The organism is Chitinophaga sp. YR627 (assembly GCF_900114995.1).
GTDB lineage: Bacteria > Bacteroidota > Bacteroidia > Chitinophagales > Chitinophagaceae > Chitinophaga.
In genome coordinates this window covers 668,273-686,699 of record NZ_FOUX01000003.1, presented here as the reverse complement: position 1 = coordinate 686,699, position 18,427 = coordinate 668,273, and the positions used below count along the sequence as shown (strand labels likewise).

Genomic DNA, 18,427 nt, shown 5'->3' with positions numbered 1-18,427 from the left:
GTTTAAAGGTGATCATAATTTAAAACTCAGGTTCACACCGTAGCTACGGCTGCTTGGCAAGCTCATATACTCAATACCAGGCAGGGCTGTACCGCCGGAATAAGACATCACCTCTGGATCTACGTGTGGTACATTATCCCACAGGAAGAGGTTACGGCCTACCAGTGATACGTTCATACCTTTGATCACCCCCTTTTTAAATGATCCGGGGAAGGAATAACCGATCTGCAGTTCACGCAGTTTTACAAATGATGCATCATACATTACACCCTCGGCGATGTTACGACCACCGGTCCAGGCACTGTGCCACTCACGTACCGCTACCTTGGTAGTGTTCGGACTGAACTTACCATCTGCCGCCTGTACCACACCTGATCCGATCACACCATTGCCTGGTTTGCTCATATCATAACCATCTGCACGTCCTTCCAGGGTCTCTTTAATGATACCGCCTTCACGACCTACAGTCTGTGTCAGTGAATAGAGTTTACCACCATGACGCACATCAAACAGACAGCTCAGACGTACACCTTTATAAGTAAATGTATTGCCGATACCCATCAACCAGTCAGGATTATAGTTGCCCAGTCTGATCCTTTCGGTAGTAGCTACCGGACGACCATTCGCTGCGAATACCATCTGACCGGTATACTGACCGCTTGCATCATAGTAAGGTGCATTCGCATCTGTGTTCTGTACACGCGCGAAACCAATACCGTACAGATCACCCATACGCTCTCCAACTCTCGCCTCTACTGATACGTTTCTGTCTGCCATTACATAGTTGGTCAGACCGTCAGTCAGCTCCAGTACCTTACTGCGGTTAGAAGAGAAGTTTACGTAAGCATCCCAGTTGAAAGACTTCGTCTTGATCGGAGTGACATTCAGCATTACCTCAAAACCATGGTTACGGATAGAACCGGCATTGATCACACGGCTCTCATAACCACTGGTGTTAGATAATGGAATGTTCAGGATCTGGTTCTTTGTATTACTCTGGTAATAAGTCAGGTCCAGTCCTACTCTGTTCTGCCAGAAACGGATGTCAGCACCAAATTCAAAGGCATTGCTGATCTCCGGTTTCAGGTTCAGGTTAGATAAACGGCTGGTCTCGCCATAGATCTGAGAAGCGCCAAATGGATCGCTACGGTTAAAGGTCTGTGTAAAGGCAAATGGATCGGTATCATTACCTACCTGCGCAAAACTTCCTCTCAGTTTCGCAAAACTGATTACAGATGGCAGCTTCACCATATCGCTGATAATAGCACTCAGGGCCACTGAAGAATAGAAATAGGAATTCTGCTCCTGTCCGAAAGCTTTCAGATCTTCCGGCAGTGTCAGTGCACTACTCCAGTCGTTACGACCGGTGAAATCCAGGAACAGCTTGTTCTTGTAGGAAACACCCGCTGATCCGTAGAAGCTGTTGATACGCTTACCTACATTATTCTGGTTTGATACCAGTGCAATGCGGGAGTTCGTCAGACGGTATACATTCGGGATATTCAGCTGACCAGCGATATCCTCATTGAAACGGGAAGTCTGACGCATCTGGTTACCACCCAGGGTAGCATTGAAAGAGAAGTTAGAATTGATCTCTTTATCAGCTGCGAACAGGAAGTCTGTGTTACGCTCTTCGTTCACAATGTTCACTTCACGGTACTCACCGTAGGGGAAACGCTGTGTACTGAAAGCTCTGCGATACTCGCGACGCTCATTGCTCCAGTCAGTAGCAGTACGTACCTGGAGGTTTAACCAGCTGGCGAGATCATATCTTAATACAACATTACCGATCAGACGATCATAATACTGACCATTCGTATTCTGATATACGGTCAGATATGGGTTATCATGGTAGTTGTAGTTCCAGTTATATTGTTGTCTGTTGTCCAGACCACGCTGCCACAAACGCTTCAGATCGCTTACTCTAACAGAAGCAGGCAACCAGCAGTTGAACAGATACATGATGCTCTCAGTACCATAGCTGATGGAAGGACGGTTGTCACTTTCGCTCTTGATATAGCTTACGAATGCCTTTGCGGTGAACTTTGGCGTGAAATGGTAGCCAGCAGAAAAGCTGGTAGTATTTCTTTTCAGATCAGTATTGGGTACGATACCAGTCTGATTAAGATTGGTATAGCTCAGACGGAAATCACCATTGTCGTTAGCACCTACCAGGGCAACGTTATTGGTGAAGGTTCTGCCGGTCTGTAAGAAATTCTTCAGGTTATCATTGTCTGCTTCCCAGGCGCTTGGGGTGATCACGCTACCTGCCGGTGCATTCATATCACCACCAGTATAAGGAATAGCCTGACCATTCAAAGTACGGGGAGAATTAAACTGAGGGAACAGCTGTCCACGGAAAGCAGGACCCCAGCCTTCATCAGTACCATCTGATAAACCCGCACCACCACCGTTTACAAAGGCGAAATCGCCGCCGCTGGCGTTACCCTGACCATACGTTTTCTGGTATTCAGGCAGTTTCAAAGCTGATTCCAGGGTGATATTGCTGTTCACTTCCACACCCAGACCCTTTTGTTTACGGCCGGATTTGGTTTTGATCATTACCACACCATTCGCTGCACGGGAACCATAAAGGGCCGCAGCAGCAGGTCCTTTCAGTACGTTCATGCTCTCAATATCATCCGGGTTGATGAAACTGGCGCCGTTACCGAAGTCCACTTCCAGGTTATTGCTACCGGAACCGCCATTGATGGCATTGCTGATAGGTACACCATCCACTACGTATAATGGCTGGTTCTTGTTAAGATCTACCGATCTTTCACCACGGATAGATACCCTTGCGGAACCACCTATACCGGATGGACTACCAATTACAGTTACACCAGCTACTTTACCAGCCAACTGGTTAACTACGTTAGATTCTCTTGCAACGGTCAGGTCTTCACCTTTTACCTCCTGCAGAGAATAACCTAACTTTTTACGTTCTTTTTTGATACCTAATGCGGTCACCACTACCTCACCCAAGCCACGGGTGTCAGTAGGAAGCACAATATTAGCGGCCTGAGAGGCGCTTACTTCCTGTGTGGTAAATCCGATACTACTGATAATAAGGATGTCACTGTTCCCGGCCTGAATGCTGAAATTGCCGGCATTATCTGTAATGGTCTTTTTAGATGCACCTTTTACCTGTATGGTTGCACCAGGTAATGGCTGCTTGTCGTCCCCGGAAATTACTTTCCCGCTGATAGCCTGCTGGGCCATCACACTCACGGAAAATAAAAGAAGGAAAACGCCTAACGACAGGAATTGTAGGCATAGACGTGTGTAGCGCATAGCAGAATACAAGTTTTAGTGGTTGATGAATTCTGCTGCGAAGGTTACAATCCTATCTTATCGCTATTTTAACAAGACGTTAACAATCAGTTAAATAAATCCCTTTTCAAGGGAAAGGAAGGCTTCACGTGGATTTAAGTTCTGCCATAATATAGTATATACGGCCTGAGCAACAGGCATATAAGCGCCTACTTCCATGTTCATTTCAAACAGGCATTTACTGGCATAATAGCCCTCTGCGATCATATTCAGCTCCAGCTGGGCCGCCTTCACAGAATACCCCTTACCGATCATGTTACCAAAAGTACGGTTACGGCTATGCAAAGAATAACAGGTTACTAACAAGTCGCCAAGATAGGCGCTGGCGTTATAGTTATGTGCGCCCGCTTCACTATGGTCTTTTCCATACGCTTCCAGGAAAGACTGCATCTCCCGGAAACAATTGGTAATATATACACTGAGGAAATTATCACCGTATTCCAGTCCGTGTGCAATACCCGCACCTAATGCATAGATATTCTTCAGGACCGCTGCCAGTTGTACACCAATCACATCGCGATTAACGATCGTTTGCAGATAACTGTTAGTGAACATATCCGCAATAGATTGTGCGGATGATTCCTGTAAACCTGAAAAGGTCAGATAGGATAGTTTCTCATTAGCTACTTCTTCCGCATGACAAGGACCCGTAATAGCATAATACTGTTCCAGCGGAAGATCAAAAATATCCGACAGATAATCGTTGATCAGCAGATTGCTTCCCGGTACCAGCCCTTTTACCGCATTCACCACCTTCTTGCCTTTCAGCGCCTCGGGTGACAATTGCAACATGACATCCTCCAGAAAAGCAGAAGGTACAGCCAGCACCAGCACATCACTTGCAGCTACTACCTCTTCCAGGTTGCTGCTCAGTTTCACCATATTCGTGTCAAAATACACGGAGGTGAGATAATGCCTGTTATGATGACGCAGCTGCATATACCGGATCGTGTCTTCATTCCGGATCCACCAGGAAATCTGATTACCATTATCCGTTAAAATCTTGGCCAATGCTGTTGCCCAACTGCCGCTACCGATAATACCTGCTTTCACGTATCTGTCTTTTTCTCGCAAAGTAAGGAATTTTACCTGCTAATATGACCATAACGTTAAGTCTTCATTTCCTGACGGCAAAAAAACAGATGTCTCCCAGATATCCCCCGCCTACCTCCAATTAATCTATCAACCGGTGCTTGTAGCGGAGGTTTCAGATGCCTACGCGGACCTTAGCCCGTCCCCTGCAACCAGCTAACGTCCCTCAATGCTTCCTTGTATAGCCCAACTACCACCGCCCAATCGTCTTAAAAGCGGGCGTCAGTCCGCCAGGTATCTGAAACCATAGCAGAAGCAGCCCTACTCTTATAAGGATGGCTAGCTGGGAGACCTCTGCAGCTTATATAGCAATCACTTCATTTAACTAAGGCCAAACTATTGGCGGGTAATATCTGCGATCCATTTATTACTAAGGCCCTGTTGCATATCTGGTTTGTCACTGGCTACAATCTCCAGTTTACCGCCCTTCGCGATCTCGCTATGGGTGATCCAGTTGCGGTCCAGTTTCTTGCCGTTCAGCCACACTTCTTTGATGTATACATTCTTAGGACCGAAGTTCTTCACCTGTACGGAGAACGGTTTCGCACCCGGCCACTGCCATTCAACGGATTCAAATAAAGGCACGTTCAGGTAGTATACCGGCGAACCAATACAGGCAGGGAATATACCGGTAGATACCAGTACAAACCAGGAAGACATCGTACCGGCATCATCATCCATTGTTCTGACATAGGCAGCCGGCTGGTTCTTATAGATCGGACCGATCTCGGAACCGATACCACGGCTGTTATCATTAAAATAGTGCTGTACCATGGTATCAACAGCTATCTTGTGAACGAGCGCCTGAGACTTCCACGGCTGATTGGTCACGTTATACATAAACGGCGCCTGCAGATCCGGCTGGTTCGCATGACAGTAATAGTCGTTATCAAAAAACTCATCCAGCTGGGAAAGATAGGTCTGCTCACCACCACACAGTTCCATCAAACCTTTCAGGTCGAATGGTACAAACCAGCGGTATTGCCAGATAGTACCCTGATACAACCCTCTTGCCTGCATACGGTCCACATCACGTTTGGTGAGATCCTGGAAATCCTTCAACCAATACTTTTTATAATCCGCTGCCTGCGTTTTATACTGATCGCCATGGGTTTTGTCTTTTTGTGCATAGTACAGTTCTGCCAGCGCCCAAGCATCATAGGACGATTCCAACGCCTTATCAGGATGCGCATAATCCAGTCCCTTGATCTCTTTCTCCACGGAGTCAGCGATCGCATTAAAATCAAGTTTATAGCCTTTTTTCAGGGCATCCAAGAGTACGACTACAGCATGTTCCGTTCTTACCGTAATGGAAGGCTCATGCAGTGTTGCATAGTCTTTTTTGCCATGGGCATACAGACCTGCTATAGAGGTGGTCATGTCCTGGTATTCCTGCGGAAAAGCGATAGATAATAAAGGCAGCTGCGCACGGTAGTTGTCCCAGATTGCCCAGCCATTATACATCTTGCTGTTAGTGTGTTGTAAAGTACCGTTAGTGGCAGCATAAGCGCCATCTGATTCTGATACCACATAGGGAGACTGAATAGAACGGTAGAACAGGGAGTAAAACAGCTTTTCCCTTGCAGGATCGCCTTTCACTTTAATATGACCTAACATATTGTTCCACTCTTTTTCACTCTTGCCGCGCACCACGTCAAATGCCTCTTTAGAGATAGCTGCTTTTGCGTAAGCAGTACCAACGGAAGATAACCCGACCCTTATGCCCAGGTTATTATCCGTAACATTGGCGATCAATTCATGCGCCTGCGTAGCGGTCCATTTTACCGGACGATCTGTTTCCACGTAATAATAAATTCTGTAGATACCGGCACTACAGGTGGTTCTGGATTCCACCCATCCACTTACCGCATTACCTTCTATGGTATGCTCTTCTGCCACAAAACGACCAACATGAGCAAATCCCAGATCCAGTAACAGTCCTTTCTTTCCTTCAGGGAAAGTGTACTGATGCAGACCCGCATTCCTGAAAACGGTAAAAGAAGCTTTGATGCCGTTGGTAAATCCTACATGATAATAACCGGGAGAGGCCTGTTCTTCGTACTTGATCAGATCCGCCTTTACCGGACCATCACCCAGAAAAGGACGTACCAGCAGGTTACCACCGCAACCCTGACAGCCCACGCCCTCCATACGGTTGTGGGTAAATCCAAGAAATTCTTTAGCATAATACTCATACCCTGTATGAGTGGAAGGATACGTTTCCGGACCAATGCTCACCATGCTGAAAGGATAGGAAGCTGCTGGAGACATTTGCCCGTTATCCCCGGAAGAACCCAGGAATACATTCACCTGACCTGATTGCTGAGCAACTGCCGTGAGAGAAAGCAGGCTCAGTAGATATATTAGCGACTTTTTCATACAAAAGCCCTAAATATATAGCAGACGGTCCACAAATAACAGTTAACTGTTACCGGCGGACCGTTAATTATTTATTACCAGGAAATAAAAGAATTCCGCAGCTAAAAGCGGATGACAATTATTTATTCAGCGGCTTTTGTTGTGGCTTCAGCTTTCGCTTTAACTGGTTTTGCACTCTTTACTGCTTTCTTTGCGGCTTTCTTCTTCACAATTGCTGCCTTTTTCTTTTTGTCCAGTCCTTTGCTCAGCAGCTTTGCAGCTTTCTTGATTCTGTCTTTGAACTTCGTTTCACCTAATTCATTTTTCAGATCTACTAACAGGAGGTCCAGCTTCTTTTCTATGGTGTCGCGAGCTTCTTTTCGGGATGACTTGGCAGGTTTGGCCGGCTTCGCAGTATCTGTACTTGACATATTATGTAACTTTATTTGATGTGATAACATAAATTTAATATTAAATTAACACAGGACAATGTTAAGTTTTCTCCGCATCTCCTAAACAATTGAATATCCATGCAATAGGAGGGCATTCCTGCCGACCTCGAAACATAAAAATGAGTGCATTAACAGCAGATTCTACAGGCTGTTTTGACAAGTTTTCAAATACTCAATTCACTCGCAGGTGAACAAAAAACCAATAAGTAGCATTTACCATTCTCCTTCTTACAGGAGTAGTAAATTTTGAAATTTACGAAGAGGAGGATGTATAAAAAAGCGAACGGCCCTGTTCATACAGAGCCGTTCGCTTTTTTAACTATTAAAATATTTATTTACTGGTTCCTTCAAATAATTCTTTCTTAGGCACCACATTTACTTTCTTTCCCTGTTCAAGATCTTTTGATACTGCGGAGTAAGGAGCGCTGATAATGGTCTCTCCCGGCTTCAACCCACTCAGTATCTCAATATTCGCATCATCCTGCACACCAGTTGTTACGATGGTCTGACGTACGGTCTTATCAGCCTGCAACACAAAAACAACCTCTTTTTGATTCTTACCGCTTTCTTTCGCTGCCGCCAGATCTTCTTTCTTCGCACCTACGGCTTTGGAACTATCCACCACATCGCGGGTAGTTACTGCATTAATAGGTACTGCCAATACATTATTCTTTCTGCGGGTCTGGATATCAACACTGGCGCTCATACCCGGACGGAAAGGGAAGTTCTTCGGATGGGCAGGATCGATCAGGTCAGCATAGCTTTCCGCCAGAATACGGATATGCACGATGTAGCTCGTTACCTGCTCTGCGGAAGAGGTAGTTGCAGCAGAGGCAGTAGCAGCACCTTTACTGGAGCTGGCGATCTGCGTTACGATACCTTTAAACTTACGGTCACTATAGGCATCCACCTCTACAATAGCAGTATCATTATATTTTACACGGGGAATATCGTTCTCTCCGACATCCACCTGAACTTCCATAATATTCAGATCAGCAATACGCATGATCTCAGTACCGCTCATTTGTCCGGTACCTACCACACGCTCACCTTTCTTTACCGGCAACAGGGATACCACGCCATCCATAGACGCTACGATAGTTGTACGCTGAAGATTGGTGTTTGCTTCCGTCACACCCGCCTTCGCGCTCTGCACTGCATAACGGTTACTGTTCACCTGCTCTGCGGCTGCGTTATAATCAGCCAGGGCAGAACGGTAAGTCGCCTCGGCAGTTTCAAATTCACTGCGGGACACTACTTTCTGTGCCAGCAATTCCTTGTTACGGTCGTAAGCAGATTTACTCTGTTCCAGTTTTGCTTTGAATGCGTTGAGAGAGGCGGCGGTATTGGCCAGTTGTGCCTGTGCCTGACTAAGGGAGGCAGTGGCCTTATCCCTTACAGAACCATAAACATCCGCATAAATGCGGGCCAGCACCTGTCCTTTTTTAACAGAATCGCCTTCCAGTACAGGAAGATCTACGATTTCGCCTGATACATCGGAGCTCACCTTAACTTCTGTTTCAGGGTATATCTTGCCGCTGGCAGATACCACCTCAATGATATTCTTATCTTCTGCCTTATCGACAGCCACTTTAATGCTGTCATCCTTGCGTGCATTGCTCAAGGCGAAAATAGCGATCAGCAAAATGATGATCCCCAGGATCCAGAAAAGTGTCTTTCTCTTCATAAAACGGCGTTATTTCAAAAGGGAGGGAGCCGCTACAGGGAGATCTTTTGATCCCTGTAAAACTCCAGTAGTTTCAGTCTAAATATGTATTCATACTGCGCCGATACTTTATCGATCTGCGCTTTAAACAGGTTAGTTTGTGTGGTAATATAGTCAATAGTATTCATTAAACCCAGGTTGTACCGTTTTGTCGCAAAATCATACGCACGCTGGGAGGCATCAACACCCTTGCTGGATGCGGAGAATTTCTGAATCGCGGCTACCGCGTTGGCATGGGCGGTATAAATATCCGAACGCAATGTTTGCAGGTCCTGCTCCTTTGTCAGCTGCTGATTGGTAATGTCCAGTTTCGCCCGCTGTACAGCCGTACGTTGCTGCCATCCGCTCAGGATCGGGATATTCAGACTCAGGCCTGCGGACTGACGGAAGTTGTTATTCACCTGCTCATTAAAATTGATCGTTTTCCCGGTTGCCCCATCTTTTGCCACATTGGTAAAACTGGTATTCAGCGCACCATTGGCGGAGAGACTGGGATATAATAAACCTTTCTGTGCCGCGTAAGCGCGTTGCAGGGATTTGATCCTCATGTCATGTCCTTTTATCAAAGGGTTGGTCATTTGAGAAGAACTGTATACCATCTCCGGATCTACTTCATCCAGTCTTGGCAACTTTATTTCTGCAATATTTTCCGGTATCTGCGGTACATATGATTGGTCAAAGCTCAGGTTCAGGTACGCTTTCATCTGCAAGGTAGACATGATCACGTTGTTCTGAGCCGTGATCAGTGTTACGCTATCACTCGCCAGCTTCGTTTCCAGGTCAGCCTGATTACTCTCTGGAACAGAACCCGCAACAACCAGCTTCTTGGTATTGTCCAACTGAGACGTTGTCAACTTTACCTGCAACTCGCTGACATGCACCTGCTCAATATTCATGAGTAGCTGCAGGAAAGTGCTGGCGATATTAAATGCAACATCATTCCTTGCCTTTTCCAGGAAACGGTCCTGTGCCTGCACCTCATATTTATTGGCGGCGATCAGATTACGTTTGTAAAACCAGTTGAAAATATCAACATTGGCATTCAATCCTCCACCAATGTTGAAATAAGATTGAGTGACATAAACGTTTGTATATGGGTCAATATTACGACCAGAACCCATCTGCGCCTGCACACCGGCTCCAATGGTGGGGACCTGCGACAACTGACTTTGTTTAAGCGTCAGTGCCGCATATCGTTTCTGTACATCCTGCTGCTTGATAGATATATTGTTCTGAAGCGCATAATCTACAGAGCGTTGCAGTGTCCAGGTGTCCTGCGCCTTCAGGGCCGCAGAGTTAGCAAACAAAATGCACAGCGCCAGGAGAAATCCCGGGATTTTGGATATTTTCATGACATTCCAAAAATATAATAATTGTGATGATAACATAAATAAATTCTTTATGAAGGGCGTAAAATACTTGCAGATAAACAATTCCCGACGATGGACATCTTATCAGGATCTACGCTGGTGCGCAACTGCTTGATAAGATTACCTGACGTCGGGAATGGCCTATATTGATTTATGCGATTTTCCCGTCACGGATCTGTATGATCCTGTGACCATAACCTGCATTAACTTCGGAGTGCGTTACCTGTACTATCGTAATCTTATCTTTCTCATTCAGTTGCTTGAACAACTCCATGATCTCTTTCGCCTGATCAGAATGCAGGTTACCGGTTGGTTCGTCAGCCAGGATCACTTTAGGCTCACCTACCAGCGCACGTGCTATACCGACCAGCTGTTGCTGTCCGCCGGACAACTGACTGGGAAAAAGGTCTTTTTTAGCTACTATATTGAAACGATCCAGGATATCGGCCACACGGCTCTTGCGTTCAGCAGCGGGAACATTCTTATATAGCAATGGTGTCTCAATGTTTTCATATACCGTCAGCTCATCGATCAGGTGATAAGCCTGGAAAACGAATCCTATGGCGCCCCGGTGCAGCTGGGTACGTTTCTTCTCATTCATCTTATGCACCGGTTCTCCGTCAAACAGGTATTCACCCTGATTAGGTTCTTCCAGCAAGCCCATTATATGTAACAGGGTGGATTTACCAGAACCGGAAGGGCCCATTATAGATACAAACTCTCCTTCGAAAATTCTGAGATCAATATCTTTTAATATTTCATTCTTACCAAATCCAACGGGATAATACTTGGAGATATGTCTTAATTGTATCATTGGTTATTCTGTTTTTAGTGATTTAACCGGGTTCATTAAAGCTGCTTTTACCGACTGAAAACTTATCGTGAAAAATGCGATCACGATGGCCGCAATCCCTGCCAGCAGGAATACCCACCATTTTACATCAATATGATAGGCAAAATCCTGTAACCATGCCCGCATCAGGTACCAGGCTACAGGCGTAGCGATAAGAATAGCGACCAGTACCAGCTGCAGGAAATCTTTTGCTATCAGGGTCACAATGCCCGATACGGAAGCACCCAGTACCTTGCGTACGCCTATTTCCTTGTTACGTTGCGCAATGACAAGTACCGCTATCGCAAAAAGACCGAGGCAGGAGATAACAATAGCTACCACCGCGCCGCTTATACTGATCTTCGCCAGTCTGGCTTCCGATCTGTACATTCTGTCAATATTTTCATCCAGGAAAGAGCCTTCAAATTCGCCGTCAGGGTCAATGGTATGCCAGGCTTGCTTCACTTTCTCCATCGCCAGGGGCAGGTCTGCCGGCATTACACGCACAAAAATATACATTGGTTTCATTCCGGGAATCAGCTGGATAGTCATCGGACCGGTCTCCTCTTTCAGGGAATGAAAGTTAAAATTCTTTACAACACCCACCACGTGAAACTTCCCTGTTACCTCCATTTCAGCCCCTATAGGGTCCTTCTCTCCCAGTTCTTTCGCCATCAGCTCATTGATGATCACGGCACTCGAATCTGTTGAAAATTCACGGGAGAAGTCACGCCCCGCTATCAGTTGCAGCCCCAATGTCTGAAGATAATCATATTCCACCATCGACCAGTTACATTTCACCCCTTTTCCTTTATAATCAAAGCCATAGGTTGCACTATTCCGGCCACCATCCAACCCGTCTCCCATATTAGTATTCGATCCGGTGACAGACACAATATGCGGGTCACCTGCCAAAGAGGTCCGCAACCTGGACAGCGCATACCCCTGCTGCAATAAGCTTGAATTAACAGGGATACTGATCACCTCATGTTCATTATAACCCAGCGGCTTGGACCTCAAATAGGTTAACTGCTGCCAGAGAATGATCGTACAGCTGATCAGCAATACCGCTATTGAGAACTGCGTGATGATCAGCACATTCCTGAAAACGCTCTTCCTTCCCAGGCTCAGTTTACCTTTCAGCACCTCCAGCATTTTAAACCGGGAGATCATCCAGGCAGGATAGCCGCCTGCCAGTACTGTGATCAGCAGAAAACCGGCAACAATACCACTAAGAATACGGATGTTTCCAAATATAGAGGACATCTGAAAATGATACCTGAACAGCTCATTAAACTGCGGTAGTACAAAAGAAGCCAGGACAATACCGACAAACAAAGAGATCCCGCACAGGATGAAAGACTCGCTCCAGAACTGTGCTATCAATTGCATCCTCTTCGCCCCCAGCGCTTTTCGCATACCTATCTCTCCTGCCCGCGTAAATGAACGGCCCATAGAAAGATTGATAAAATTCCCGGCAGCAATCGTCAGGACCATCACTGATATGATGACGAGTAACCATGGGTAAAAATTGCCTATGCCCGCAAATTCACTTCGCCTGTCAAAATGAATATCTCCCACCGGAATCAGCCCATATCTTAACAACTGTCCGTCTTTACCCGGCTGTACACCATCCCGCTGCATCCCCTGCAACTTCTCCGACATATACTTGCTCACCAGCCCCTGCATCTGCTTCAGCACCAGCGGAACAGGCGTATTTTCCTTTACCTGCAGAAAAGTGAAATAAGAACTGTAGGACCAGGAGCTTTCATTGCCATACCATTCCAGCAAGGAAGAAAAGTTGACAAGCATGTCAAAATCAATACTGGAATTCCCCGGTACATTAGCGATCACCCCGCCTACTGTATAGCTCTTCTGCAGCTGTCCGAGTTTTACTTCTATGATCTTATTTAACGGATCTTCATTACCAAAGATATTCTTCGCGGTTTCTTCAGATATCAGCACCTGATCTCTGTGTCGCAACGCATTAATACTGCCGCTCCGTACAGGGAAACTGAACATTTGTAAAAATGAGGTATCTGCAAAACCGATCACCCTGGACAAGGTTTTGCCATTGTAGGTTACACTTCTTTTACTGGACTGATATCGGGTTGCCTGTTTAATGGAAGGGCATTCCTGCTGTAATGCCGCCATTAGCGGCGCAGGGTGATTAGCTCCTACAACCGTTTTACCGTTGGGCAAAGACTCTTCCATGTACACTTCATACAATGAGGACCTGTTGGCATGGAACTGATCAAACGACCATTCATGATAAGCCGCAATACACAGTAATAAGGCAACACAAATAGCTACCGTCATACCGCCGATATTGATAAAAGCAAACACCTTATTTCGTTGAAGGTTCCGCCATGCTATCCTGATGTAGTTTCTAATCATCTGTTTTTTGATTTAACACAGTTGGCTGATGTTATTCCGAACGTAATGCCTTCACAGGGTTCATCAATGCCGCCCTGACAGATTGAATACTTACCGTCATCAATGCGATCGCAATAGCCGTAATGCCAGCCAGCGCATACATCCACCATTCCAGTGAAATACGATAGGTATACTGTTGCAACCATTTTATCATAATATAAGAGGCCACCGGTGAAGCGATCACAATGGCTATCAATACCGGTTTCAGAAAGTCTTTGGATAATAGCATGGTGACCTGTGCCACACCTGCTCCCATTACCTTACGGATACCGATCTCTTTTCTCCTGCGCGCAGCTGCAAAAACAGATAATCCCAGCAAGCCCATACAACTGATCACGATCGCCAGTGTGGCAAAAACATTGATCATCACACCCAGCAATTTCTCATAGGCATATTTACGCTCATAAGTCGCATCTACAAAAGCATATTCAAATGGGTAATCGGGGTTTAACCTGTGATATACTTTTTCCAGACGTGCGATTCCATCACTAACTGATAATGCCGGATTCAGCTTAATAGTCAGCATACCTCTCCAGGAAGGATTGTAAGGTATCACAGCAGGCGTAGCCGGCATATAAGATTTCATCCACACAAAATCCTTTACGATTCCGGTAACCGTCCTCTTTTCTCCATTCAACACGATCTGCTGTCCAGGTACAGGATCTTTCAGATGCATCGTCTTTACAGCAGCCTCATTCAGTATGATCGATAGAGAGTCTGCCGCCGACTGAAAATCACGGCCTTCTTTTAATTGTATACCGAAAGTGGAAATGAAGTTTTCCGTAGCCGTGATAATACCGAAGTTGATATTCTCTTCACCAGGCAATTGTCCCGGCCATTTCAAGCCCCATACACTACCTCCGATCTGTGCAATGGAACTCATCATGATACTGCCATTAACAGCAGCACCTGATGCAATAGCTTCCTGTCTGAAAGCATCATAATTATCATATACTTTCCCTTCCAGCTCTACATCTACCAATCCTTTTGTATCATAGCCCAAAGGACGATTGCGGATAAAATCTATTTGTCTGTAAATAACGATCGTCACCAGGATCAACACAATGGCCAACGTAAACTGAAATACGACCAGCGACTGTCTTGACTTAAAGCTGCCCTTTACTTCTACTAATCCGCCTTTTAACACCTTTATAGGCTTGAAAGAAGACAATACAAAAGCCGGATAACTACCCGCAACAAAGCCGGTTACAACAGCCAGCAATATTATAGCAAGCCAGAAATAAGCAGGCGCCAGTGATAATTGCAGCGAACTATCTGTTAATGCATTAAAACGGGGAAGGATGATCCACATCAATACCAACGCCAGTACCAGAGAAATAAACACCAGCATCATGGACTCATACATGAACTGTCCGATCAGGGTACGCTTGTTAGCCCCAATCGCTTTCCTTACACCCACTTCTTTGGCTCTTCTTTCACTCTGCGCGGTGCTAAGGTTCATAAAGTTCACACACGCGATCAGCAAAATACCCAATGCCAGCAAGGCAAACAGACGTACAGCACTGATCTCACCACCGATTACTTTACCATCTTTTATCTCTGAGTATAATTTCCATTCGCTCATCGGATGCATGATGAGATAGGTCGTTTCAGGTATTCCCTTAGATTGCTCATGGAGAAGATTCCTAATTTTACGTCCTGCCATCACAGCATCAGATGCCGGATTTAACTGCACAAACGTGTTGATACCGAAGTTACCCCACTCTTCCTCACCTACCCATGGCATCATCTGCAAGCACAACTTCCAGCTTAACAGATAAGCAAATCGGATAGTAGAGTTCTTAGGAGGGTCCTTTACAACACCCTGTACAACCAGCGGATGTGTAATATCAAAATTGACGATCTGTCCGATCGGGTCTGCATCACCAAATAATTTACGGGCGGTACTTTCTGTAAGAACGATGACATTTTCATCTTTCAATGTACCCTGCCCCTTCACCAATGGGAAAGTAAATACATCCAGGAAACCGGGGTCAGTAAAAATACCCTGCTGCTTAACCGACTTATCTCCTACCTTCAATAAATGAGGTGTGAGATAGGTAGCCCGCACAACGGCTTTCACTTCCGGTATATTCTTCTCCACAAATGGCCCCAGTGGCACGGGTGTATTAGGCCCGCCATCTGCGCCTAATTTAAGATGATAGATATCTTTACCATGGTCATGAAACCCGTCATAACTGAACTGAAACAGGACGTATAGTAATAATGTAAAACTCACGGCCATCCCAACGGTCAGACCGGCTATATTGATCGCGGAAAATGTGCGGTTTCGCCACAAATTCCTCCAGGCTATTTTTATATAACTCTTTACCATAGTACCCTTTTTAATTGCATGAAAGAAAATTATGGGCTGGTAGAGACCTGCCCATGGTACATTTCACTTGTCATATTTAAACGTAACTACTAAAGAAACTTATTCGGTTCGCAATGATTTCACCGGACTTGTCAGCGCTGTTTTTACAGTCTGCACATATACGGTGATCAATGCAAGGATGACTGCAAGACCGCCGGACAACACAAACACCCACCATTGAATATCTACACGGTATGCAAAATCTTTCAGCCATTGATACATCAGGTACCAGGCCATTGGCGTAGCCACCAGCAGAGCAATCACCACCAGTTTCAGGAAGTCGCTGGACAACAGGAACAAAATGCTGCCCACAGAAGCCCCCAATACTTTACGGATACCGATCTCTTTGGTACGCTGGATCACGATATAGGAAATAAGGCCTAACAAACCTAAAGTGGCAAGGAAAATAGCCAGTACTGTAAATGTCAGCACCAGACGGCCAAAACGATGCTCAGCTCTATATTGCTTATCAAATGCCTCATCAACGAAATAATAATCAAACCGGCCCTCCGGGGCATATCTGTTATAAACGGCCTCTACACCTGCAAGCACTTTTTTCAGATTGACAGAGTTAACAGTAATGGTCATCGGTGCGAATCCGCCGGGCTCAATTCGCATCGTCAGTGGAGCCACTTCATCTTTCAACGAGTGATAGTTGAAATTCTTAACAACACCAATGACCTTTCCGTCCCGTCCCCACTGATTGAATTTTCTGCCTATGATTTCTTCCGGCTTACTATATCCAAGAGATGCAACTGTTGCCTCATTTACAATCATCGCCTGCGTGCTGTCAGTACCCATCGCCTCCGAGAACGCACGCCCGGCTATTACCTTAATGCCATATTGTTTTATAAAATCATAATCCACAAAATAAAGGTTGATATTGCTCGCCTGCATATCGCCGCTCTTCAGCTCCATATTGCTGTACGCAGAATTATGAAATGCACTGGGTATCGAAGAAGAAAAGGTACATCCCATTACACCAGGTAAACTAGCTACCTGTTGCTTAATATCCACCCATTTAACCTTCATATCATCTACGTCGAAATTCACCACCAGTTGCTGGTCCTTCTTAAAACCGAGATCACGTGACTGCATATAACGCAATTGGTTATAGACAATGATCACACCGGCAATCAGCACGATTGTAATCACGAACTGCAAAACCACCAGACTCCTTCTCAGGAATAGGCCTTTATTGCTGCTGCTGAAAGCACCCTTCAATACCACAACAGGCTTATAAGATGATAATACCAGCGCAGGATAAATACCGGCCACCAGCCCTATTAAAATAGCCATCAGCAGAAACAGTCCTACAATACCTGTTTTGAATATATTAACAGCAATTTCTTTTCCTGCCAGCAGATTAAACGAAGGCAATAACAGCTGACATAATATAGCGGACAAAAAGAATGCAAACAGACTTAACATCATGGTTTCACTCAGAAACTGTAAAGTGAGTTGTGACTCATATGCACCAACAGCTTTACGCACACCTACTTCTCTCGCTCTTTCTGTGGCTCTTGCAGTAGCCAGGTTAACAAAATTGATCACAGCAATCAACATAATGAACAGAGCGACAAAAGAAAAAATATAAACATTCGTAATACTACCATGAGCAAGCGTAGCACCTGTTCGTTTCGAATGCATATATACATCCTCAAAGCGTTCCAGGTGCAGCGTATAGTGCATGTTATTCTTCTTCATCTGCTCACCTATATGACGCTCCATAAACGCAGGCAGCTTCTTTTCCAGCTTTGCAGCATCTGCACCTTTTTCCAGCAGGAGATATGTCGTAGCGCCGAAATTCCCCCATGAACGCTCCAGATCAACACCAAGTGCCTTATAAGTTGATAGAGAGAACAGCATATCAAAAGGCATCTGCGAATTCTCTGGTACGTCTTTCATCACACCTGTCACTTTCAGCGTATTTTTCCCACCCCCTGTCTGAATTGTCTTCCCGATCACATTAGTCGATCCGAAATACTTCTTCGCTTTACTTTCCGTCAGCACCACACTGAAAGGTTCATTCAATGCGGTCTTAGGATTACCGCTCACCAATGGAAAGGTAAATACCTCAAAGAAAGTAGAATCTGGAAGAGCCAGTTTATCTTCCTGGTATTTATTGTCTCCGACATTTACCAGCATTTGTGTGAAGTAGACCCGCACAGCAGATTTTACTTCAGGGTAGTCAGCTTTCAGATTCGGCCCCATCGGTGCAGAAGTAATATCTGCTTCGATCACCTCGGTCGGCGTCTTTACATCCGTGACAACCCTGTAGATGTTTTCTTTCTTTTCATGAAATTTATCATAACTCAGTTCGAACCGCACATAGATAAAGATCAGGAAGCAACAGGTCATCCCTATTGTCAGCCCCAGTATGTTAATGAAGGAATAGAACTTTTGCTTTCTGATATTCCTCCAGGCGATTTTGAGATAATTCTTTAACATAAC

10 protein-coding genes are annotated in these 18,427 nt (G+C 45.4%); all 10 read right to left on the bottom strand.

Annotated elements, in window-relative coordinates; translation table 11 throughout:
• Positions 1-12: 12 nt before the first annotated feature.
• A complete protein-coding gene (locus BMZ72_RS18250) occupies positions 13-3,294 on the bottom strand; it encodes a SusC/RagA family TonB-linked outer membrane protein (RefSeq protein WP_089810865.1) in 3,282 nt (1,093 codons plus the stop codon).
• A gap of 90 nt (positions 3,295-3,384) precedes the next feature.
• Positions 3,385-4,407, bottom strand: a complete 1,023-nt coding sequence (locus BMZ72_RS18245) for an NAD(P)H-dependent glycerol-3-phosphate dehydrogenase (protein ID WP_089810863.1) — start codon at positions 4,405-4,407, stop codon at positions 3,385-3,387.
• Positions 4,408-4,761: 354 nt separating this feature from the next.
• Positions 4,762-6,804, bottom strand: a complete 2,043-nt coding sequence (locus BMZ72_RS18240; RefSeq protein WP_089810861.1) for a glycoside hydrolase domain-containing protein — start codon at positions 6,802-6,804, stop codon at positions 4,762-4,764.
• A gap of 122 nt (positions 6,805-6,926) precedes the next feature.
• Positions 6,927-7,214: a hypothetical protein gene (locus BMZ72_RS18235; protein WP_089810860.1), complete on the bottom strand. Its 288-nt coding sequence runs from the start codon at positions 7,212-7,214 to the stop codon at positions 6,927-6,929.
• Between the two features lie 352 nt (positions 7,215-7,566).
• On the bottom strand, positions 7,567-8,922 hold the full coding sequence (locus tag BMZ72_RS18230) for an efflux RND transporter periplasmic adaptor subunit (RefSeq protein ID WP_089810857.1): 1,356 nt from the start codon (positions 8,920-8,922) through the stop codon (positions 7,567-7,569).
• Positions 8,923-8,954: 32 nt separating this feature from the next.
• Entirely contained in the window at positions 8,955-10,313 is a 1,359-nt protein-coding gene (locus BMZ72_RS18225; protein ID WP_177222832.1) for a TolC family protein, read from the bottom strand.
• A gap of 169 nt (positions 10,314-10,482) precedes the next feature.
• The gene (locus tag BMZ72_RS18220; RefSeq protein ID WP_012788635.1) at positions 10,483-11,145 is read right to left on the bottom strand and encodes an ABC transporter ATP-binding protein; all 663 of its coding nucleotides are present in this window, start codon (positions 11,143-11,145) and stop codon (positions 10,483-10,485) included.
• 3 nt (positions 11,146-11,148) lie between these two features.
• The gene (locus BMZ72_RS18215; RefSeq protein ID WP_089810853.1) at positions 11,149-13,560 is read right to left on the bottom strand and encodes an ABC transporter permease; all 2,412 of its coding nucleotides are present in this window, start codon (positions 13,558-13,560) and stop codon (positions 11,149-11,151) included.
• 31 nt (positions 13,561-13,591) lie between these two features.
• On the bottom strand, positions 13,592-15,934 hold the full coding sequence (locus BMZ72_RS18210) for an ABC transporter permease (protein ID WP_089810851.1): 2,343 nt from the start codon (positions 15,932-15,934) through the stop codon (positions 13,592-13,594).
• Between the two features lie 99 nt (positions 15,935-16,033).
• A complete protein-coding gene (locus BMZ72_RS18205) occupies positions 16,034-18,424 on the bottom strand; it encodes an ABC transporter permease (RefSeq protein WP_089810850.1) in 2,391 nt (796 codons plus the stop codon).
• Between the last annotated feature and the right edge of the window lie 3 nt (positions 18,425-18,427).

Excerpts from the sequence above, each read along its gene's own strand:
- BMZ72_RS18225 (WP_177222832.1), bottom strand. The coding sequence starts at position 10,313 with ATGAAAATATCCAAAATCCCGGGATTTCTCCTGGCGCTGTGCATTTTG.
- BMZ72_RS18250 (WP_089810865.1), bottom strand. The coding sequence starts at position 3,294 with ATGCGCTACACACGTCTATGCCTACAATTCCTGTCGTTAGGCGTTTTC.
- BMZ72_RS18235 (WP_089810860.1), bottom strand. The coding sequence starts at position 7,214 with ATGTCAAGTACAGATACTGCGAAGCCGGCCAAACCTGCCAAGTCATCC.
- BMZ72_RS18230 (WP_089810857.1), bottom strand. The coding sequence starts at position 8,922 with ATGAAGAGAAAGACACTTTTCTGGATCCTGGGGATCATCATTTTGCTG.
- BMZ72_RS18210 (WP_089810851.1), bottom strand. The coding sequence starts at position 15,934 with ATGGTAAAGAGTTATATAAAAATAGCCTGGAGGAATTTGTGGCGAAAC.
- BMZ72_RS18205 (WP_089810850.1), bottom strand. The coding sequence starts at position 18,424 with ATGTTAAAGAATTATCTCAAAATCGCCTGGAGGAATATCAGAAAGCAA.
- BMZ72_RS18240 (WP_089810861.1), bottom strand. The coding sequence starts at position 6,804 with ATGAAAAAGTCGCTAATATATCTACTGAGCCTGCTTTCTCTCACGGCA.
- BMZ72_RS18220 (WP_012788635.1), bottom strand. The coding sequence starts at position 11,145 with ATGATACAATTAAGACATATCTCCAAGTATTATCCCGTTGGATTTGGT.
- BMZ72_RS18215 (WP_089810853.1), bottom strand. The coding sequence starts at position 13,560 with ATGATTAGAAACTACATCAGGATAGCATGGCGGAACCTTCAACGAAAT.